Source organism: Streptomyces sp. NPDC001843 (genome assembly GCF_042891955.1).
Taxonomy (GTDB): Bacteria; Actinomycetota; Actinomycetes; order Streptomycetales; family Streptomycetaceae; genus Streptomyces.
In genome coordinates this window covers 273,069-293,105 of sequence record NZ_JBIATQ010000010.1, presented here as the reverse complement: position 1 = coordinate 293,105, position 20,037 = coordinate 273,069, and the positions used below count along the sequence as shown (strand labels likewise).

The window sequence follows — 20,037 nt, the reverse complement described above, 5'->3', positions numbered from 1 at the left end:
TTCCGGCGAAGGCCGGTAATCGGAATCACAGGACGATAGTTGAGCTTTTGGTAGCGTTGTGCCCTGCGTGAGAGGACGACCGGCCACGTGCCGGACGGGGGCGGGGGCGCAAATGAAGGGCACGACGAAGCCGAAACTGGTTCTCGTCCACGGCATCGGCGGGCCGCGGGATCCGCGCGAAGAACTGGTGCGGTGGAAGCGGGCGTTGGCCGACGGGGCCCGGTCCGCGAATCTCGCCTCCGACATCTCCGCTCTCACCATGGACTGGATGGCGGACTGCTCCTTCGCCTACTACGGCGACCTGTTCGCCGATGGTGAGTCACAGAGCGCCGGCAGCCCGGACGACCTCGACGACGAGGAAGCGGCCATCGTCCTCGGTCTGCTCGCCGAGTTCCTCGCGGAGGAGGCGGAGCGACCGGAGAACCAGGGCAACAGGGCACTGGCACGAGTCCGCGCCCAGTTGAGCCCCGACGGCCAGCCGCAGGGTGCTGGCGGGGCCGTGCGCCACGCCTGGGCGATCGCGACCGCGGTGGCCGCGCTGCCCGGAGTGGCGCAAGTGGCCCGTTGGTCGAGTGCCCGGGACGTGCTCGGCACGTGGTCCCAGCCCGCGCGGTACCTGCGGCGAAAGGGCGAGGACGCAGAGGGCACGACGCTCGACGCACGGATCAGGGCCCGGGTCCTTCGGTGCATGGATCCCGCACGGCCCACGGTCGTGATCGGACACTCCCTGGGCAGCGTCGTGGCGTTCGAGGCTCTGGCGTCGTACGACGGCCCCGTACCGTTGCTGGTCACCATCGGATCGCCGATCGCGACCAGCGGATTCGTCTGGCCGCTGCTCGTCCCGCGGCCGCCGGCGACCCCCCACTGTGTCGACAGCTGGCTGGACTTCTGGGACGGGGACGACGTGGTCGTGCCGCGACGCAAGCTCGCCGAACTCGTCCAGCCGAACGAGCGGGGGGTCACACCGACCCCGCTGCAATTCGAATCCCGCATGTGGTGGGCACATGGGGCGACCACATACCTGAGCCGCGGCGAGGTCGCGGAACCGGTGTTGCGGGCTCTGTCCGCCCTGTCCGCTGTCTCCGCCGGGACGGACACGTCTGCCGGGACAGCTCCTTCGGCCGGTTCATGAGCGCAGGCCGGCCGACGACAACGGTCCGGCACGCCCTGGTCATCGCCACCCAGTGCCCGGCCGCCAAGCAGGAGCTCAGCAGTCTTCTCACCAGGGCCGAGGAACTGCACCGGCTCCTCACCGATCCGATGATCGGCGCCTGTGTGCCCAGTCTTCCCGACGGCGGCCACGCACTGCGGTCCGGCCGGGTCTCCGCCCGGCAGATCGAGGACGCGGTCTTGGCCGCGGCGCGGCGGGCGAACGAGGCGGGCGCCGAACTCGTTCTCGCCTTCCTCGGCCACGGGCAGACGCCCATGGGCAACTCGAAGCTGTACTACATGGCTCACGACACGCAGGCCGGGCAGGCTGCCGGCTCCGTCGACGTCGGGAAACTTGTCGCCGAGGCCGGGGACCTGCCCGGGGTCAAAGGGGTCATCACTCTCATCGACACCTGCCACGCCGGCGCCGGCGCCCCCGACACACAGGCGCTGGCAGGCGGCTTCGCCCTCGGCAACAACAGACACTCCGTGCTCATGGCGGCGGCGGCACACCAGAAGGCGTACGACCTCGGCTTCAGCCGCGAACTCGCCTCCCTGCTCCGCCACGGCGTCCCGGGCGGCGGTGAGCTCCTGACGGCAAGCACTCTCAAGCTGGCGCTGACGGACAGGATCCTGAAGCAGAACTGCGAGACGTTCGGCCGGGACGGGGATCCGGACGCGGTCGAGGAGTTGTGGGTGGCGCTGAACGTGCGGCGGCCGGCCTGGACACCCAGTCGGCAGATCGGCCCCATCGGGCGCCAGGACCTCGACGAGGCGCTGGCCGCCTGGCCCGGGCGCCCCGCCCCGGCCGGCGGCTGGAGCCGGCAGGCACTGCGCGAACTCCGCGACCAAGCGGAGGCTTCTCCATCGCCCAGGGCACTGTGGGTGCAGCAGGTGGCCGACGGACTGCTGCGCGCGGGTGACACCGGGGACATGGTCCACGAGTGGGCCGGGCGGGCGCTCACCACACCGGCTCTGCGGAGCGTCGCCGCCGACCTGAACTTCGTCTACGCGGCGGCCGATCGGTCGTGCGACCCACTGCGTCCGCCGAAGGGGGCCCGAGGTACGGCCCTGTTGCAGTACATACTCGAACACGCGGCACTCCGCACCTCCCGCCCGGGCGACCCCGTCGGGTGCCTGGCGCAGGCCGTGGCCGCCATCGCCGACCGCTGCGGCCTCGACTCCGAGGACGAGCGGGTCGAGGCCTGGGCGCAGCGCGTCGGCGGACTTGCCGAGCTCAGTGATGCCGTGGCACGGCAGGCCGCACTGCGTCGGGACCGGATGTGGCGACTGGTCATCAGCCTCCATGCCGCGCGGGTCGACTGGCCGGAGTCGCTGTCGGTGTGGCTGCGCGACGGCGCGAGCGGCGAGCACCACGAGGACTTCCCCTGCGAACCCACCCGTGCCGGGGTCGAGCGCGAGTTCCCGAAGATCATCGACTGGGCGCGGAAGAAGGTCCCCGGGGGCGGGCGGATCAAGAACATCGACGTCGTGGTCCCCGCTCCGGTCCTGGTGGCCTGGGAACCTGAGAAGGCGCGGGCCGGCCGGTTCGTGCTGGGAGCGGATGACCGCACGGTGGTACTGCGCTGGACGGGACGCCTCACGGTTCCGGGCCACCTCGCGGGCATGAACGAGGAGGACCGGGACCGTCTGATGAGGCTGGAGGACCAGCACCCCGGCGACAGCGGCGCACCGGTCGACTGGCTGACCGACTCCGACACCCGCGACACGGGACTGCTGGCGGAGCGTCTGAATCTGGGGGTCTACGAGCGGGCCATCGGCCTCGACCACCGTCCGCCACACGTCGCGGAACTGGTGGAGACCCTGTTGGTCTACACCCCCATCCTGCTGTGGCCGCGCACCGACGCCGACGTGGACGCCCGGGAACGCGGTTGCCTCGACAGGTACTGGGAGCAGTTGCCCGACCATTTCATCGAGGCGTACCGGTGTCGCTGGCGAGCCGAGGCGGGCGGACCCGCGCGCCCGGCACGACCGGATGACGACCACCTCGCGGGCCTTGCCGGGCTCCGGGCCGCCTGGCACGACCTCGACTGGCTCGACTTCTGCCGCTGGTTCGAGCAGCAGCACCCGACCCATCAGTGGAGCGCGTGATGACCTGGAACACGTACTACGTCGGAAACGGCGAACTCCGTGATGTCCCCCTTGCCGATCCTCCCCCGTGGCGCACCTTCCCCCGGGTCCCCGACCAGCATGCCTTCAAGCCGCCCGAGGGTCTGACCGACGCCGTCAACGCCGCTCTCTACCTGCACCGCCCCCTGCTGATCACCGGCTCCGCGGGGACGGGGAAGTCCACCGTCATCGAGCAGGTCGCCGCGGAACTGGGACTCGGACGCGTGCTGCGCTGGCACATCACCTCGCGCAGTACCCTGCAGGACGCGCTGTACCAGTACGACGCACTCGGCCACATTCATTCCCTGCGGCTGCGCCAAACGGTCTACGAGGGACGGCGCACGGGACGGGGCAGGGGGCGCGGGCGCGGCCTCGCCCGTACCGAGCGCAATCAACCTGCCGACGACATCGCGCCGTTCCTGAAACTCGGTCCCCTGGGCACGGCGTTGCTGTCCGGCGAACGGCCCCGGGCGCTACTCATCGACGAGATCGACAAGAGCGATCTCGACCTGCCCAGCGACCTTCTCGACGTGCTGGAGCGCGGGGAGTTCGAGATCCCGGAGCTGGTACGCCACCGTCTGCGGCAGGTGCCTGTCCGGGAGTGGGGCGAGAAGACGCGGACCCACCTGGTGCGGGAGGGTCACGTGCAGTGCACACGGTTCCCGTTCATCGTGATGACCAGCAACGGTGAACGGGACTTCCCCGCGCCGTTCCTGCGGCGTTGCATCCGGTACACCATGCCCGCGCCGACAGCTGACACGCTCCGCGACGCGGTGGCCGCGCACCTGCGTCTCGAGGTGCCTGAGACCGGACCGGTGTGGGAGCTCATCCAGAAGTTCGCCGAACGCATCGCCAGGAAGGAAGTCCTGGCGGTCGACCAACTGCTCAACGCGGTACGGCTCATGACCGACGAGAACGCGCCCAGTGGCCCACGGCTCAAGCGGATCCTCGACGAGCTGCTCCTGCGCGAGCTCTCCGGTGGCTGACGCCGTCGAGGCGCTGGTCCGCGCGCTCGCGGAGGCCCTGGGCGAGGACGCGGACGCCACAGCGATCGCCGACGCCCTGTGGCTGGCCGCGGCACCGACGGCGACCTCTGCCGCACCGCAGGGAGACCTGCCCGGACCAGCGCCGTCCGACACCGCGGGGGACGCCCCGGAGTCACCGCCGGACCCCGACCCCGACGCGCCGGCCCCGCCGCAACCCGCAGAGGACGCGGACGCGACCGTTCTCTACGAGAGCCTGTCGCACACCCGGCCGACGCCGGGTGCCTCCGTCGCCGTTCCAGGGGGCCGGGATCTGCCCCGGGCCCTGGAGTTGCGCCGGGCGCTGCGGCCCTTCAAGCGCCGCTACCCAAAGGGTCGGCGCGCTGAACTGAACCTGGACGCGACCGTCCGCGACTTCCGCCGCACAGGCGAGCTGACCCCGGTGTTCACTCCCGCTCCCGAGCCGTGGTTCGAACTGCTGCTGGTCGTCGACACGTCGCCCTCCATGGCCGTCTGGCAGAACACCAACGCCGAGTTCGCCACGCTCCTGTCCGGACTGGGTGCCTTCCGAAGCCTCCGGACGTGGAGCCTGCGGCCGGGCGCCGCCCCCGTGGTCACCGACCACCAAGGCAGGCGCGTCGCCCCGGGACAGGCCGTCTCCTCGGACGGCAGACGTCTGGTGCTGGTGCTTTCCGACTGTATGGCGCCCGGCTGGAGCCGACCGGAGACATGGCAGTTGCTGCGCGGTTGGGGAGCGAAAGCCCCTGTCGCGCTGCTCAACCCGCTGCCGGACCGCTTGTGGCACCGCACCGGCCTGGATCTACCCGCGATCCGGGTCGGCCAGCGCAGGCCGGCACTCAGGAACGCCGACCTGACCTTCCACGTCCCCCTGCTGCTGCGGACGCTGTCCGACGCTGAGGACGCGGACTGGCAGGCGCTGCCCACGCTCACGTTCTCCCCGTACTCCGTGGCCCGCTGGGCGGAGACCTTCATGCGCGGGTCGCCCCACGGGTACGACGCGGTCCTGGTCCCACGCACCGGCGTCGTGCCCAGCCTCTTCCGCAGGCCGAACGCCGGGCGACGCGACGGTCCCGACCTCGTGGAGGCATTCCTCCGCACTGCGTCCCCCTCGGCTGTGCGGCTGGCCGTTCTGTGCAGCCCGTTCGGTCAACTGAGCCTGCCGCTCATGCACTTGATCCGTCAGCAACTCCTTCCCGAGGCGAGCGTGGGTGACCTGGCCGAACTGCTGACGAGTCCCGTCGTGACCATCCAGACGCACGAGGATGCCCCACCGGTCGTCTTCTTCGACCAGGCGACACGGGAGCGGCTCGCGTCCCGCCTCAGCCGTCGGGACGCCTGGCTGACCTACGACGCCCTCAGCCGCCACATCGCCGCCAGAAGTCCGGGCGGCGCGGAGGACATCCAGGCGATCGCCGCGTCCGAACCGGACTCGGTTCCGCCCGCGCTGTACCCCTTCGCCCGCGCGTCCGACGAGTTGCTGACACTGCTGCGGGACGGCGCGCCGGTGCGGCCCGCCGCCTCGCCGGGCAGCTCTGAGGCTTCCACACCATCGGGCGGGCCCCTGCCGAGTCGGCGCCTGCCCGACCCGGCACGCAGCACCGCCGTACTCATCGGAGTCTCCCGCTACGGGAGCAGTTACTCACTGCCTGGCGTGGAGGCGGGTCTCGCGGCGATGCGGTCCTATCTCACCTCGCCCGAAGGCTGGAACCTGTCCGCTGAGCGCTGCATGTCGCTCGTCAATCCCCGCTCGGGGAGCGAGGTCCTGGGAGCGGTGACGCAGGCGTGTCATGCGACCGACACCATACTGCTCTACTTCGCCGGGCGGGCGAGGCTTGACACCGCCGGACGGCTGAGATGGATGCTCTCCGGGGATGAGCACGACCAGTCGTGGTCCCTTCTGGAGTTCGACAGCATCGCCCGCATCCTCGATGAGTCGAGGCCTGATCACCTCATGGTGATTTCCGAGAACAACCTTCATGGTGCGGCCGACGCCCTGGAGAGCTGGGCCCCAACGGGACTGACCAGGCACAGAGCCCGAGGGACGCAGGTGTTGTCCGCCGATGGGGGACCACTGACTCAAGAATTCCTGAGAGTCGCGGCCGAGGGTGTGCCGGACGGCCCGGAGTACCTGGACCTGCCCACCATCGCCGCTCACATGAACACTGAATCGCTACTCCGGACCAGGTTCGACTACGGGGACCTGCCAGCACCTGCCTTCGCGCGTAATCGGGCCTGCGAACCGCAGGACCCCGTCCACGTGGTGTACAACCAGGTCCGACAGCACCTCGAGTCGAGGTGCCCCCATATCTACCAAGGCGCGTACCGGCGGAATGCAGACCGGTTCTTGTTCTCGCTACTCGTTTTCACCCAGCGCTTCATCGACGGGACCGAGCACGCCGACGAGGCGACACTGGTCGACGCGGTGCAGAACTTCCTCGGCCGGCGAGGCATCCGCATGGAGCAGGAGACACCCATCGGTTTCAGTTTCGTTGATTTGATCTGGCGTTCGAAGGCTGGTGTATTTGCGGTCCATATCAGGCGCGACGGACCTCGCGACTGGAGAGCCGTCTCCGCAGTGGACTTCGAGCTCGTGCTGGAGCGAGAGCCACGGGAAGCGACGTTCGACCTCGGTGACTGCGTCTCGACGATCACCGACGTCCCCCTCGAGAGCGAGGAGTCCTGCCTCGTGGTGATCCGCGTGCCCGTCCCACCGCGTCGCGCCCACGACGCCGAGGTGACGCTGGACGTGGCTGAGCGGGAGGCGATGTACCCGTTCCCGGACGAGGACGAACTCGGGCGGGACGCCCTGTCCGCTGCTGTGGAGTCGGCCTGCGAGCAACTTCTCGGCGAATCCGTCGAAGATCCGTCCGCGGAAGAGACCATGCGGGGAGCCTGGACACTGAACGGCGTGGAACTACCGTCCGGCCTCACGGACCTGACCATCCAGGCCGTCACCCCGGACCTCGACTCGATCGTCTGGAGCACCGTGGAGGAGTATGAGTACGGCCTGGTACTCGGGCACGTGACGGTGAACGCCGAGCTCGTCCTCGAAGGCTTCATGCACAAGAGCGACTATTCCCTCGCCGCGGGCGATGTGCGGCTGCTGGAAGAGCTCAACGACCACATGGTGGAAGTGAGCGTGGAGCGCAATGCGCAGCTGACTTTCGACGCCCGGCAGGAGTCAGAGGACATCGAGCTCGAGTTCAGCGGTACGAATGCCGCTGGACCTCATCCACACGAACCCATGTGAGCACGTCTCCCGGTAAGTGCCCAGCCCCCGCGGCAGTGGGGCCGGCACGCCCGAACGTTCGGACGACTCTGCTACAGCCAGCGCCGCAGCACCAGGTGAGGGGCACGCCGGACGGCCCATGCGCCGACCAGGCCGATCACAGCGCCGGCCGCCACATCGGTGGGATAGTGGGCGCCCGACTGCACCCGTTCGACGGCGACCATGGCGGCCGGTAGCGCGCACAGGGCGCCGGCGGTCGGCCAGGAGGGGGCGACGGCGGCGGTGAAGGCGACGGCGGCCGCGGTGTGGCCGGAGGGGAAGGACGAGGAGTCGGGGCGGTCCTCGACCTCGTCGTGCGGGAACCAGTCCGCGGGCGGCCGGGGCCGGTCGGCCAGTTGCTTGCACAGACCGTTCGCCACCAGCTGGGCGACGGCGAGGGCCGCCAGGCCGGTCGCCGCGGCCCGGCGGCCCCTCCGGCCACCGAGCCATGTCATCGCGGCGGCGGCGCCGTACCACAGCTTCGAGCTCTCGGCGGTTTCCTCCACGGCAGACAGCACCTTGCCGACCCCTGGCGGGATGCGGCACGCCGCCTGCCGCGTCAGCAGTCCATCGATCTCACTCAGACCTGTCAGCAAGCTCATGAGCTGCTGGTATCCCGCAGTGCCCGGTGACAATCAGCCCGTCGTGGAAGCGGTCACGGCTCGTCCAGCCGCCGCAGGTCCTCCTCGTCCCACGTGCGGGTGTCGCGCGGCTCGGTGTACGGCTCCTTGTCCGGGGGCAGGCCGCCGCTGATCGCCCGTTGTCGCACCGTCTCGGCGTCGAACTCCAGTCCGAGCAGGATGGCGAGGTTGCTGATCCACAGCCAGACCAGGAAGACGATGACGCCCGCCATGGTGCCGTACGTCTTGTTGTACGAGCCGAAGTTCGCGACGTAGAACGCGAAGCCGGCGGAGGCGATCATCCAGATCAGCAGGGCGAGGAAGCTGCCCGGCGTGATCCACCGGAAGCCCTTCACCTTGGCGTTCGGGCTCGCCCAGTACAGGATCGCGATCATGATCGTGACCAGGAGCACCAGGACGGGCCACTTGGCGATCGACCACACCGTCAGCGCGGTGTCGCCGATCCCGAGGGCCTGGCCGGCCTGGCGGGCCAGCGCGCCGGTGAAGACCACGATCAGCGCGCTGGCCACCGCCAGCACCATCAGCGCCACCGTGATCCCGACGCGCACCGGAAGGATCTTCCACACCGGGCGCCCTTCCGGAATGTCGTAGACGTGGTTGGCCGCCCGGATGAACGCCGCGACGTATCCGGACGCCGACCACACCGCCACCACGATGCCGACGACGGCCACGATCGAGCCGGTGCCGGCGTTGTTCTGCAGTTGCTCGACAGCCCGGGTGATGATGTCACGGGCCGAGCCGGGGGCAAGCTTCCTGAGATTGGCCAGTACCGTGTCCGTGGCCGACTTCCCGGTGATCCCGAGCAGCGACACCAGCACCAGCAGCGCGGGGAACAGCGACAGGACGCCGTAGTACGTCAGGGCAGCGGCGCGGTCCGTCAGCTCGTCGTCCTTGAATTCCCGCAGGCTCCCCTTGAGGATCGCCCTCCACGCCCGCTTCGGCAGTTTCGTCGGCGCGTCCGGTTCGCGCCGCTGGACCTCGGGGCCGGGCCCCGCCTCCTGGGGCGCGGGAGGCGGGGCGCTGCCGTGATCTTTCCGGCCCGGAACATGCAGTTTCATGACCGCCGGGTACCCCCGGACCCCCGCCCACGCCTCCTTCGGGACCCTTTTTGTCCCGGTCGTCCCGTATCCGGCCCCGTCAGCCGTGGAGGGCGTCGCGGAGGGTGGGGTAGCAGTCGATCACCGTGTCCAGGCCGACGAGCCGCATCGTACGCAGCACGGTCTCGGTCGGGGCGGCCAGACGCAGCCACCCCTCGGCCGTCTGGGCGGCCTGGTGGGCGGCGATCAGCAGGTTGATGCCGCTGGAGTCCATGAACGTCACCCCGCTGAGGTCCACCACCAGCCGCGGGGCGGCCCCGCCCTCGGGGAGCGTCAGCGCCCGGCGGAGCGGGTCGCCGGTGTCGTGGTCGATCTCCCCACGCACGGCGATGACGTCGGTGCCGTCGACCGACGTGCTGGTGACCGTCAGACGGTCCGGTCCTGCCGGTTGGCGGTTGTCTCCCACACTTCCCTCAACAACGACGCTCGGTGAGTCCACGGCCGGCCCTTCCGGTCGGAAGGCTCCCCCGGATCCTACGGGCGTTACACCTGATTCGCCCCGCCGACCCGGAGTCTCCCGTTCCACCAAGGGCTACCGCATAGTAACCGCTTACCCCTACGCTGCCGCCAACTCGGCGAAAGCAAAGGGGATTTCACGTGCGTACGGTCAGACGGCTGGCGGCGCTGTTCGGTGCGGCCGCGATGGTACTGGTGGGGCCGGGCAGCGCCCACGCGGCGTCGGGGAAGTTCTCCGAGACCACGGCGATCGGTACGCACAACGCGTACGACAAGTCCAAGTACACCTACTTCGCACAGGCGTTGGACTCGGGCGCCTCGTTGCTCGAACTCGACGTCTACGCCGACAGCGTGAACCACCGCTGGCGGGTCAGTCACAGCAACCCGCTGGGCGACGACAACAACTGCGAGAAAGCCAGCACCCCCGGCGACCTGTACAGCAAGGACCGCAACCAGGACCTCGGCAGCTGCCTGGACAACATCGCGGCCTGGAACCAACTGCACCCCGACCACTCGCCGATCGTCTTCAAGGTCGAGATGAAGGCCGGCTTCAACAACGACGCCGGGCTCGGCCCCGACGAGTTCGACTCCCTGGTCGCCTCGAAGCTGGGCAGCAGCGTCTACAAGCCGTCGGATCTGCTGGGCTCCGGCTACTCCACGCTGGACGCGGCGGCCAAGGCGAACGCGTGGCCGAGCCGGGACGCCCTCAAGGGCAAGTTCCTCTTCGAGCTGATCCCCGGCACGGTGGAGAAGTCCAACCCCTTCGACCACTACTGGACGGACCAGGAGTACGGCGACCACCTGCGCGATCTGTACGCGGCCGGGAACATCTCGGCGGCACAGGCCTTCCCGGCGGTGCTGGGCGCGGCGAGCGGCGATCCGCGCACCAGCCGCTACGACGCCTCCATCCGGCCCTGGTTCGTGTTCTTCGACGGCGACGCGGCGACGTACGTCAACAACGGCTGGGCGACGTCCTTCTACTCCGCGAACCACTACATCCTGATCATGACGGACGCCTACAACGTCTCCCCGGCCATCTCCTCGACCGCCCCGATGGACGCCGAGGTCGCGGCCCGGCTGTCGCTGCTGGCCGCGGACCACGCGAGCATCATCACCTCGGACTGGTCGGCGAAGTCGGCCTCGGTGCTGGGGTCGGTGACCACCCGGGGCTGACGGGCAGAAGCCGGAATTCCGGCTCGGAGGCGGATCGCGCGTGCCAGTGTGGGGAATGAACCAGTCAACTCCTGTCACCCCCACTGACACTCAGGGAGTCCCCCCATGTTGCACGGCATTGACGTGAGCGCTTTCCAGTCGTCGTCGTACGACACCGACGGCCTCTCCTTCGTCTTCATCAAGGCGACGGAGGGCCGTTCGTACGTCAACCCCAGGCTCCACGCCCAGACCAAGACCGCCCGGGACGCCGGTCTGGTCGTCGGCTTCTACCACTTCCTGTGGCCCGGCGACCTCACCGCGCAGGCCGAGTACTTCGTCAGGCACGCCCCGGAGAAGGCGGGTGACATCCTCGCCGTCGACTGGGAGACGACCAGCGAGGGGACACACGCGAGCAACGCCGAGAAGGACCGCTTCCTGAGGAAGCTGGCGGAGCTACGGCCGCACAACCGGGTCGTGCTGTACGCGAACCGCCACTACTGGCTCGACGTCGACACCACCTCTCAGGCCGGCGACGGTCTGTGGATCGCGGACTACGTCCGCGCAGGTCATCCGCGTATCAAGGCCAAGTGGCTGTTCCACCAGTACACCGACGAACCGCACGACAAGAACGTGGCGCGCTTTCCGGACGAGGACGCACTGCGGGAGTGGACGAGGAAGGGCTGAGGAAGGGCTGAGGAAGGGCTGACGCCGGCAGGCCGGGGGGGGTTCTACCCCCGGAAGTCCGCCGGGCGCTCCTCGGACGCCTCCGCCAGCGCCTTCCGCACGGCGTCCACACCCGCCCGCAGGCCGTAGACCGGGGTGCCGGGCTGCTGGCGCCAGGAGTCGTCGAGGCCGCCCGCGTCGACCGTGTCGAAGCCGAGTTCGTCGATCAGCGCCCGGACCTTCGCCTTGGCCGCAGCGTCGTCGCCGGCCACCGGCAGGGCCATGCGGGAGGGGTCGCCGGCCGGGAGCGGGCGGTCGAGGATGTCCTGGGCGTAGGTGCCGTTGAACGCCTTGACGACGGGGTGGCCGAGGTGGCGTTCGGTCCAGCGGCTCTCGGTGAGGCCGTCGTCCTCGATCTCCGCGATACGGCCGTCCCGCTGCTGCGGGTAGTAGTTGCCGGTGTCGATCACCGCGACGCCCTCGGCCGCGCCGTCCAGCAGGCCCTTCGGCAGGTCCGGGACCGCCTTCAGGGGCACCGTGACGACCACGACCTCGGCGCCGCGCGCCGCCTCCTCGGCCGGTACGGGGGTCGCGCCCGTCTCCTCGGCGAGTTCGGTGAGCGTGTGCGGACCGCGGGAGTTGGCGACGGAGACGTCATGGCCGAGGGCGGTGAGCCGCCGGGTGAGGTTGCCGCCGATGTTGCCCGCGCCGATGATGCCGATCTTCATGACTGACCCTTCCGGGTTGATGCAGGGCATGCGGGGCATGCGCTTGTCGTGCGGGTCAACCTCACGGGTGCGTGGGCTATTCCGCCGGTGCGGCAACCGGGTGACCGTGGTCGGACCCGTACGACAGTCTTGCCCGTGTGCCGGTTCGACTCCATCGGACGGTGGGCCTCCCGGATCCGCTCCGGGCCGTCGAACACCTCCCGGACGGTCCTAGCCCGCGAACGGGTCCTCCAGTTCGGCGCGCAGCACCTCCGCGGCGGCTTCCGCGTCGCCCGCGGCCACGGCTCGTAGGAGGGCCTCGTGGGCCTCGTCGGCGGTGTTCGGGTCGTCAGAGCGGATGCCGGTCAGTGTCAGCAGGTCGATCAGGCCCCCGCGCAGGACCGGGGTGAACTCGCCGAACAGGTCGGTGAGCACGGGGTTGTGGGCGGCGGCGACAACAGCCGTGTGGAAGGCGATGTCGGCGTCGACGAAGGCCGTGTCGTCCGCCGAAGCGGCGGCGCGGCGACCCTCCAGTGCGGTCTCGATCGCGGTGACGTCGTCGGGGGTGCGGCGGCGCGCGGCCAGCCGGGCCGCCTGCACCTCGACCGCCGTCCGGACCTCGTACACGTCGCTCACCTGGGCGCGGCGCAGCCTGGTGGGCCAGTCCTCGGCGGGTTCCGTCGCGATGACGAACACCCCGGCGCCGTGCCGGGCACGTACCAGGCCCGCCCCGGCCAGCGCGCGCAGCGCCTCCCGGACGGTGGAGCGGCCCACGCCGAACTCCTTCGCGAGGGTGGTCTCGCCGGGCAGCCGGGTGCCGACCGGCCAGTGACCGTCGGTGATCTGCGCCCGCAGCCGCTTGGTCACCTGTTCGACCAGCGGGCTGGGGCGGACGGGACCCAGTGTCATCGGCGGTGCACCAACCTGTCTGCGCGTTCGGGAGGTTCCAAGGAGATTCTCACTTGTCTGAGGAGCTGAGGAGTCGCTAGCGTACCCGGTATGACGTTCCGCGGTCTCCTTCTTCTCGGCTGCCGCGGCGGGGCCTGACGCGACCGGCACCCCGCCGCGGGTCGCCGTGCTGCCGGTCACCGTCCGACCGAGCCGAAGGCAACAGCAGACGATGACCACGACCGCCCCTCAGCCGCTCTGGAACCCGCAGCGTCCGAGCCCGATGCCGTACCACCGCTACCGTCCCTTCCAGGAGCGGGTGAACGTGCACGCCACCGACCGGAGTTGGCCCTCCGTCCGCATCGAGCGCGCCCCGCTCTGGGTCCCCGTCGACCTGCGCGACGGGAACCAGTCGCTGGCCGAGCCGATGGACACCCCGCGCAAGCGCCGCCTGTTCGACCTGCTGGTCTCGGTGGGCTTCAAGGAGATCGAGGTCGGCTATCCGTCCGCGAGCCGCACGGACTTCGACTTCGTACGGCATCTGGTGACCGCGGACGCCGTGCCGGACGATGTGACGCCCGTCGTGTTCACCCCGGCCAGGCGGGAGCTGATCGACCGGACCTTCGAGGCGATCGAGGGGCTGCCGAGGGCCGTGGTGCACCTGTACATGGCAACCTCCCCGGTATGGCGCCAGGTGGTCCTCGGACGGGACCGGGAGCAGGTGTGGCACGCGGTACGCGAGGCGGCGGAGCACATGGCCCGCCTCGCCGGGGACACCGCCGGCGTCCGCTTCCAGTTCTCCCCCGAGACCTTCAACCTCACCGAGCCCGACTTCGTCCTGCAACTGTGCGACGGACTGACCGAGTTGTGGGACGCGAGCCCGGACCGCCCGGTCACCCACAACCTCCCTGCGACGGTAGAGATCGCCACCCCGAACGTCTACGCCGACCAGATCGAGTACGCCCACCGCAACCTGTCCCGCCGGGATGCGGTGATCCTCTCCGTCCACCCGCACAACGACCGCGGCACCGGCGTCGCCTGCGCCGAGCTCGCCGTGCTGGCGGGCGCGCAGAGGGTCGAGGGCTGCCTGTTCGGCAACGGTGAGCGGACCGGGAACGTCGATCTGGTGACCCTCGCGCTGAACCTCCACGCTCAGGGGGTCGATCCCATGGTCGACTTCCGTGACATCGACGCGGTACGGGAGACGGTCGAGCACTGCAACCGGCTGCCGGTGCACCCGCGGCACCCGTACGCGGGCGACCTGGTGTACACCGCGTTCTCCGGCACGCACCAGGACGCGATCAGCAAGGGGCTGGCGCACCACGCCAGGCAAGCGGCCGAGCGGGGGCTGGCCAAGGAGTCGGCTCCCTGGTCGGTGCCGTACCTGCCGATCGACCCGGCCGACGTGGGACGGTCGTACGAGGCCGTGATCCGCGTCAATTCGCAGTCGGGCAAGGGCGGCATGGCGTACCTGCTGCGCACGCACCACGGTATCGACCTGCCCGCACGCATGCGGCCCGAGTTCTCCCGGGTCGTTCAGGAGGTGACGGACGACGGCGGGCGGGAGGTCGCGCCGAAGGAGCTGTACGACCTCTTCCGGGAGGTCTACCTGGCCGACGGCGAGGTGCGGCTCCATGCCTGGTCGGCCCAGGAGGTGGAACCCGGCGTGCACAGCTTCGTCGCCACCGTGCAGACAGATGAGGACCGCACCGGTGACTACGAGGGCACCGGCGGCGGCCCGTTGACCGCCCTCGCCGACGCGCTGACCGGCGCCGGGCTCACCGTGCAGATCCTGGACCACGCCGACCACCCGACCGGGGACGGTGTGACCGCCTACGCCGAGTGCCGTGTCGACGGCGTCACGGCCTGGGGCGCGGGCGAGGGCCCGTCGGCGCTGATCGCGTCCGTGCGCGCGGTACTGTCCGCGGTGAACCGGGCGCTGCGATGACGGTCGTGGTGCGCGCGCAGGACGTGCACGTGGTCCGCGACGGCCGGCCGCTCCTGCGGGAGGTGTCGCTGACCGTGCGGGCGGGTGAGCACTGGGCGCTCCTCGGGTCCAACGGTGCCGGGAAGTCCACCCTGCTCGGTCTGCTCGGGGCGCTCGCCCATCCGACGAAGGGCACGGTGGAGGTCCTCGGCCGCAGGCTGGGCCGGGTCGACGTACGGGAGCTGAGGGCGCACATCGGGCACGTCAGCCCCCACCACCCGCTCAGCGAGCCGCTTCGGGTCCGGGACGTCGTCCTGACCGGGCTGACCAACTCCGTCGCCCCGCTCCCCCGGTGGCGGCCGACGCCCGGGCAGGAGGAACGGGCCGACCGGCTCATCGACACCCTCGGGCTGGCCGGACACCGCCGGGCGCGCTGGCCGACGCTGTCGCAGGGTCAGCGCGGCCGGACGCTGATCGCCCGGGCGCTGATGCCGGAGCCCCGGCTACTGCTCCTGGACGAGCCGGCCACCGGCCTGGACCTGCCGGGCCGGGAGCACCTGCTCGCCGCGCTGGGCGCGCTGCGCCGGGACCGTCCCGGTCTGGCGACGGTGCTGGTCACCCACCATCTGGAAACTGCCCGCCCACACCACGCACGCGCTGCTCCTGCGGGAGGGCCGCCCCCTGGCGCAGGGACGGGCGGCGGACGTGCTCACCGGCGACCATGTCGGCAAGTGCTTCGACCTGCCGCTGGCGCTGGAACGGCACGGCGGCCGCTGGAACGTAAGGATCCAGTCCGGGGCATGAGGAAGGGGGGCACCCGGACGGGCGCCCCCCTTCTCCCGACGTCACTTGCTCAGGTACGCCCAGAACTCGTCGAACGAGAGGACCTTGTCGCCGTTGAGGTCGCGGGTCCTGATGACGGCCTCGGCCACCGTGTCGGTGACGTTCCAGTCGCCGCCCTGGGCGAGGGCGGACTTGAACTCGGCGGCGGTGATGAAACCGTCGCCGTCCGCATCGATCCGCTGGAACTGCTTGCGTGCTTCCTCGATGTCCGCCACCGATCCGCCCCTTTTGTGTCGCGTGTCTTCTGTCTTGCTGTCGTCCTGACGCAGGTCAGATTAACGGCCCGGCCAGGCCTTCAGTGCGGCGACCACCCAGGCGAACTCCTCCTGGTACCTCGGGGGCTCCGTCTCCCCCTTGATGACGGCCGCCAACTCCCGGTAGCGGGCGACCTCGTTGCCGAGATCGATGCGCCGCAGGACGGCCGCCCGGTCGGTGTCCGCGCCGAGCAGCTCGGCCAGTACGGCTTCCGCCTCGGGGTCGCCGGGCACCACGCCCCGCGCACGCGCGTCGCCGACCAGTTCGAAGAGCCGCTGGAAGAACCGTGCCGAGGAGCCGGCCGGGTCGTCGGGGCCGCGGTCGGCGGCGTTGTACTCGATCATCTTGCGCATCGCGGCCCGGAAGTCCGGGTTCTGCAGCAGTTCCGCCAGCTCCACCCAGGCGTCGACCTGCTCGGAGGTGGGGTCGTCCGGCAGGCTCACGCCGATGCTCCGGGTACGCTCCCGGATCCATGGGTCCGCCGTGTCCAGGCCGTGGAAGATCTCGTCCACGAACTCGTCCACGACCCGCTGCCGCTCGTCCGCCGACAGCCGTGCCAGTCTGTTCATCAGGGTCGTACCCTCCGCACTCGAACCACGTCGCGCCACCGTGGACAGCACCGCCCGGGTCGCCTTCAGCGACCGGATCTGCGCGTCGAGCGCCGCCACATGGGTGGCCGCCACCTCCGCGACCGTCGTCTCGCCGGTCAGCACCTCGCGCACATGGGCCAGGCCGAGGCCCAGCTCGCGCAGGGTGCGGATCAGTTCCAGGCGGGCGACGGACCCGGCGTCGTACAGCCGGTAGCCGCCCGCGGAGCGGGCCACCGGGGGCAGGGCGCCCTCGTCGGACCAGTAGCGGATGGTCCGCACGGTCAGCCCGGTGACCCGCGCCAGCTCGCCGATGGTGAAGAGGGGGGTGCCGTCTGCGCTCACATCGGCGAGTCTGGACCTTCCAGTGGGTGGAGACTCAAGTAGGCCGACGGGCGGGCGCTAGCGGAAGACGCCGGTGTGGCCGAGCGAGTAGCGGCCCGGCTGGGGGTAGACGGCCAGGCCGTGCGGGCCGCTGCCGACCGGGATGCGGGCCAGCTCGGTGCCGGTGCGGGTGTCGATGGCGTAGACCTCGGAGTCGTAGCGGCCGGAGAGCCACAGGACCTTGCCGTCCGCGGAGACCCCGCCCATGTCGGGGCTGCCGCCGCCGGGCAGGTGCCATTTCGCGGTCAGTCGGTTCTGGGTGAAGTCGAAGATCGAGATGGTGCCCTCGCCCCGGTTGGAGATGTACATCTCGCGTGAGTCCCGGCTGACGTACAGCCCGTGGCAACCGGCTCCGGTGGTGAGGAGCCTCGGCCTGCCGAAGGTGTCGCCGTCCAGGATCCACACGCCGCCCGCCATCATGTCGGCGACGTAGAACCGCTTGCCGTCGGGCGAGACCTTGACGTCCTGCGGCATGGCGCCGTGCAGCGGCAGCTTCTGCTGGTCGATCACCTTCATCTTCTCCGTGTCGACCTTCAGCAGTTCGCCGCTGAACTCGCAGGAGACGATGAAGTACCGGCCGTCGAGGGAGAAGTCGGCGTGGTTGACGCCGGCGCAGGTGACGTGGACGGTCTTCGCCTTCTTCATGGTGTGGGCGTCACGGAAGACCAGTTCGCGGTCGAGGGAGGCCATCACGATGGCGTATCTGCCGTTCGGGGTGAAGTACAGGTTGTAGGGGTCGTGGACGTCGACCGGCCGGCCCGCCTTCCCCGTGCTCGGGTCGATGGGTGTGAGGCTGTTGCCCCGGTCGTTGTTGACCCAGAGGGTCTTCAGATCCCAGGAGGGAACCACGTGCTGGGGCTGGCGGCCCACCGGGATCGTCTCGATGACCTCGTACGTCTTCGGGTCGATCACCGTGACGGTGTCGGAGTTGGTGTTGGGCACGTAGACCCGGGACGGGAAGTCCTTCACCACCGGGGAGAGCCGGCCCGGACGGTCGGCGGCGTACACGTCGGTCGGATCGAGCACCGGCGGCATCCCGGGCAACCCGTCGGCCTGCAGCCTGTTCACGGGCGGGCGGACGGGCGCGTCGCTGCCGTACGCCTCGTCGTTGCGGTGCTGGGTTCCGCCGCCGCACGCGGACAGCAGTGTCAGGGCGGCGAGGGCACAGCCGGCGGTCAGGGCGCGGGCGGCGTGGGTGGGGTGCATCAGCTCAGCAGCTCCGTGGTGGTGACCGCGCGCAGTCCACGGCGGCCGAGTTCTTGGAGTACGGCGGGGAGGGCGGCGACCGTGTCCGGATATCCGAAGTGCAGGCTCACCACGGATCCGGCACGGACCCGGTCCAGGACCGTGCGGGTGACGGCGGGGGCGCCGGGCCGGGTGTAGTCGAGGGAGTCGACGTCGAAGGACAGCACGTGCGGATAGCCCGCCTCCCGGGCCAGCCGGGTGACCAGCGAGGAGGCGGACCGGGCGCGGGAGGGGCGGAACCAGGTGCCGATGGAGCCGGTGAGCCGCCTGAGGCGGTCCGCGCAGCCGGTGATCTCGGTGCGGGCGTCGGCCTCGGACATGGCGTTGATCGCGAGGTGGCGCTCGGTGTGGTTGCCGAGGTCATGGCCGCCGTCCAGGATCCGGCGGGCCAGGTCGGGATGCTCGTCGAGCCAGCTGCCGACGGCCAGCACGGTGATCCGGGCCCCCTGCCGCTCGGCCTCGGTGAGCAGGCGGCGGGCGAGGTCGGGTTCGCCCTGGCCGTGGAAGGTGAGGGCGACGGCGGAGCGGGTGCGCGGGCCATGGGTGATCTGGACGGGGTGCTGGGGAAAGGCGCGCGGGGGCGGGGCCGCCCGTGCCGTGGCCACCGGGTGGCCGGAGGCGTCGGGCCGGGTGGTGGACGCGGCGGTGGCGGCGGTGGCCGCAGGGCGTGTGGGGCCGCCCGTTCCCGCGCAGCCGGCGGCGAGCGCGCCCCCGGCGGCGAGCCCGGCGCCCGCACGAAGCATCCCGCGTCGGTTGGTCGTGGTCACCCGCACCATTTAAGGGGCGGATGGTAAGAAAACCGGCGATTAACCCAATAGGGGACTATCTGCGGGTCGCGTCGGACGTCACGCCGTGCGGCGGCACCGGTCGACGGTCGGCGCCGGTTCAACCTTCGGCACTGGTTCAACGGCCGGCACCGGTCAACGGTCAGCACTCAACGGTCAGCACCGGTCAACGGTCGGCCACCCTCATCTCGAACCACGTCGTCTTGCCGCGCGGCAGCAGGTCCACGCCCCAGCGGTCGGAGAGTTTGTCGACCAGGAACAGTCCCCGCCCGCTGATGTCCATCTCCTGAACCGGCATCAGACAGGGCAGTCCACGGGAGGGGTCGCGGACCTCGACGCGGAGCCAGCCGCGACGGCGGCGCATACGGAGGCCGAAAACGCGCGCGCCGGTGTGCCGTACGGCGTTGCCCACGAGTTCGGAGACGAGCAGGACGACGTCCTCCGTCGTCTTCGGGGTGAGTGCCCACTGGCGCAGCACGACGACCTGGGCGAGCCGGCGGGCGGTGGCCGCCGACTCCGGACGGGACGGTAGCGGGACCTCGGCCTCGGTCGGGTTGCCGAACAACTCCAGTGCTTTGACTGCCCGTTCGTCCTCGACCGCAGGCGACCAGCGCGCCGCGGCCGCACGGCTGTGTCCCCGCGGCTGTTCGATGCCCTCCAGCCCCGCCATGCCCCCATCATGGCCGTCCGCAGTGCCCTCCGGGGCCGTTCCGGCGGAATACGCCCCCGGGCGCTACCGTTCCTCGAGATTCGTTCTGCATATGCCAGTGACATAAAAACGGCCCCGGCGCCCCTCCCACCTGCGGCGACGAACCCCTGCCGCACGACCACCGAACTCCCCCGCCGGGACGGGCCG

At 70.5% G+C, this 20,037-nt stretch carries 17 protein-coding genes and 1 pseudogene; 8 read left to right on the top strand and 10 right to left on the bottom strand.

The genetic code is table 11. From position 1 onward, the window contains the following. Positions 1-112: 112 nt before the first annotated feature. From ACFYZQ_RS25720 to ACFYZQ_RS25705, 4 genes are read left to right on the top strand one after another with little or no spacing between them, the layout of a single operon-like run. Entirely contained in the window at positions 113-1,132 is a 1,020-nt protein-coding gene (locus tag ACFYZQ_RS25720) for an alpha/beta hydrolase (protein WP_389152020.1), read from the top strand. After that, on the top strand, positions 1,129-3,261 hold the full coding sequence (locus tag ACFYZQ_RS25715; protein WP_389152017.1) for a hypothetical protein: 2,133 nt from the start codon (positions 1,129-1,131) through the stop codon (positions 3,259-3,261). Before ACFYZQ_RS25720 ends, ACFYZQ_RS25715 begins: the two co-directional genes overlap by 4 nt. Beyond that, positions 3,261-4,265: an AAA family ATPase gene (locus ACFYZQ_RS25710; RefSeq protein WP_389152015.1), complete on the top strand. Its 1,005-nt coding sequence runs from the start codon at positions 3,261-3,263 to the stop codon at positions 4,263-4,265. Before ACFYZQ_RS25715 ends, ACFYZQ_RS25710 begins: the two co-directional genes overlap by 1 nt. After that, positions 4,258-7,533: an SAV_2336 N-terminal domain-related protein gene (locus ACFYZQ_RS25705; RefSeq protein WP_389152013.1), complete on the top strand. Its 3,276-nt coding sequence runs from the start codon at positions 4,258-4,260 to the stop codon at positions 7,531-7,533. The genes ACFYZQ_RS25710 and ACFYZQ_RS25705 overlap by 8 nt, the downstream gene beginning before the upstream one ends. Before the next feature lie 71 nt (positions 7,534-7,604). Here the strand turns inward: ACFYZQ_RS25705 and ACFYZQ_RS25700 are convergent, their stop codons facing one another. The 3 genes from ACFYZQ_RS25700 to ACFYZQ_RS25690 form a co-directional block, all read right to left on the bottom strand. Then, positions 7,605-8,153: a phosphatase PAP2 family protein gene (locus ACFYZQ_RS25700; RefSeq protein WP_389152010.1), complete on the bottom strand. Its 549-nt coding sequence runs from the start codon at positions 8,151-8,153 to the stop codon at positions 7,605-7,607. A gap of 53 nt (positions 8,154-8,206) precedes the next feature. After that, positions 8,207-9,250 (bottom strand): YihY/virulence factor BrkB family protein, encoded by a 1,044-nt coding sequence (locus ACFYZQ_RS25695; RefSeq protein ID WP_389152008.1) that lies wholly within the window; start codon positions 9,248-9,250, stop codon positions 8,207-8,209. Between the two features lie 79 nt (positions 9,251-9,329). Further along, positions 9,330-9,695 (bottom strand): STAS domain-containing protein, encoded by a 366-nt coding sequence (locus ACFYZQ_RS25690; protein ID WP_389152005.1) that lies wholly within the window; start codon positions 9,693-9,695, stop codon positions 9,330-9,332. Between the two features lie 191 nt (positions 9,696-9,886). On the opposite strand from ACFYZQ_RS25690, the gene ACFYZQ_RS25685 reads away from it, so the two are divergent. After that, positions 9,887-10,918, top strand: coding sequence for a phosphatidylinositol-specific phospholipase C domain-containing protein (locus ACFYZQ_RS25685; protein WP_389152002.1), 1,032 nt, complete (start codon positions 9,887-9,889; stop codon positions 10,916-10,918). Between the two features lie 105 nt (positions 10,919-11,023). Further along, complete coding sequence (locus tag ACFYZQ_RS25680) at positions 11,024-11,581, top strand: GH25 family lysozyme (RefSeq protein ID WP_389151999.1); 558 nt, start codon at positions 11,024-11,026, stop codon at positions 11,579-11,581. A gap of 44 nt (positions 11,582-11,625) precedes the next feature. Here ACFYZQ_RS25680 and ACFYZQ_RS25675 read toward each other — a convergent pair whose 3' ends face one another. After that, positions 11,626-12,288, bottom strand: a complete 663-nt coding sequence (locus ACFYZQ_RS25675; protein ID WP_389151997.1) for an NADPH-dependent F420 reductase — start codon at positions 12,286-12,288, stop codon at positions 11,626-11,628. A gap of 210 nt (positions 12,289-12,498) precedes the next feature. After that, positions 12,499-13,176 (bottom strand): FadR/GntR family transcriptional regulator, encoded by a 678-nt coding sequence (locus ACFYZQ_RS25670; RefSeq protein WP_389151994.1) that lies wholly within the window; start codon positions 13,174-13,176, stop codon positions 12,499-12,501. Positions 13,177-13,387: 211 nt separating this feature from the next. Here ACFYZQ_RS25670 and ACFYZQ_RS25665 point away from each other — a divergent pair, with 211 nt between their 5' ends. Next, complete coding sequence (locus ACFYZQ_RS25665) at positions 13,388-15,103, top strand: 2-isopropylmalate synthase (protein ID WP_389151991.1); 1,716 nt, start codon at positions 13,388-13,390, stop codon at positions 15,101-15,103. Further along, positions 15,100-15,886 (top strand): annotated as a pseudogene (locus ACFYZQ_RS25660) (ABC transporter ATP-binding protein). The gene ACFYZQ_RS25665 and the pseudogene ACFYZQ_RS25660 overlap by 4 nt, the downstream one beginning before the upstream one ends. 41 nt (positions 15,887-15,927) lie before the next feature. Here ACFYZQ_RS25660 and ACFYZQ_RS25655 read toward each other — a convergent pair. From ACFYZQ_RS25655 to ACFYZQ_RS25635, 5 genes are all read right to left on the bottom strand, one after another. Beyond that, positions 15,928-16,140, bottom strand: a complete 213-nt coding sequence (locus tag ACFYZQ_RS25655; protein WP_199213668.1) for an EF-hand domain-containing protein — start codon at positions 16,138-16,140, stop codon at positions 15,928-15,930. A 60-nt stretch (positions 16,141-16,200) separates the two neighbouring features. Beyond that, on the bottom strand, positions 16,201-17,112 hold the full coding sequence (locus ACFYZQ_RS25650) for a MerR family transcriptional regulator (protein WP_389151986.1): 912 nt from the start codon (positions 17,110-17,112) through the stop codon (positions 16,201-16,203). 57 nt (positions 17,113-17,169) lie between these two features. Next, positions 17,170-18,357 (bottom strand): YncE family protein, encoded by a 1,188-nt coding sequence (locus ACFYZQ_RS25645; protein ID WP_389151984.1) that lies wholly within the window; start codon positions 18,355-18,357, stop codon positions 17,170-17,172. Next, a complete protein-coding gene (locus ACFYZQ_RS25640; RefSeq protein WP_389151981.1) occupies positions 18,357-19,163 on the bottom strand; it encodes a polysaccharide deacetylase family protein in 807 nt (268 codons plus the stop codon). Before ACFYZQ_RS25640 ends, ACFYZQ_RS25645 begins: the two co-directional genes overlap by 1 nt. Before the next feature lie 184 nt (positions 19,164-19,347). Continuing rightward, positions 19,348-19,851, bottom strand: a complete 504-nt coding sequence (locus ACFYZQ_RS25635) for an ATP-binding protein (RefSeq protein ID WP_389151978.1) — start codon at positions 19,849-19,851, stop codon at positions 19,348-19,350. Positions 19,852-20,037 lie beyond the last annotated feature (186 nt).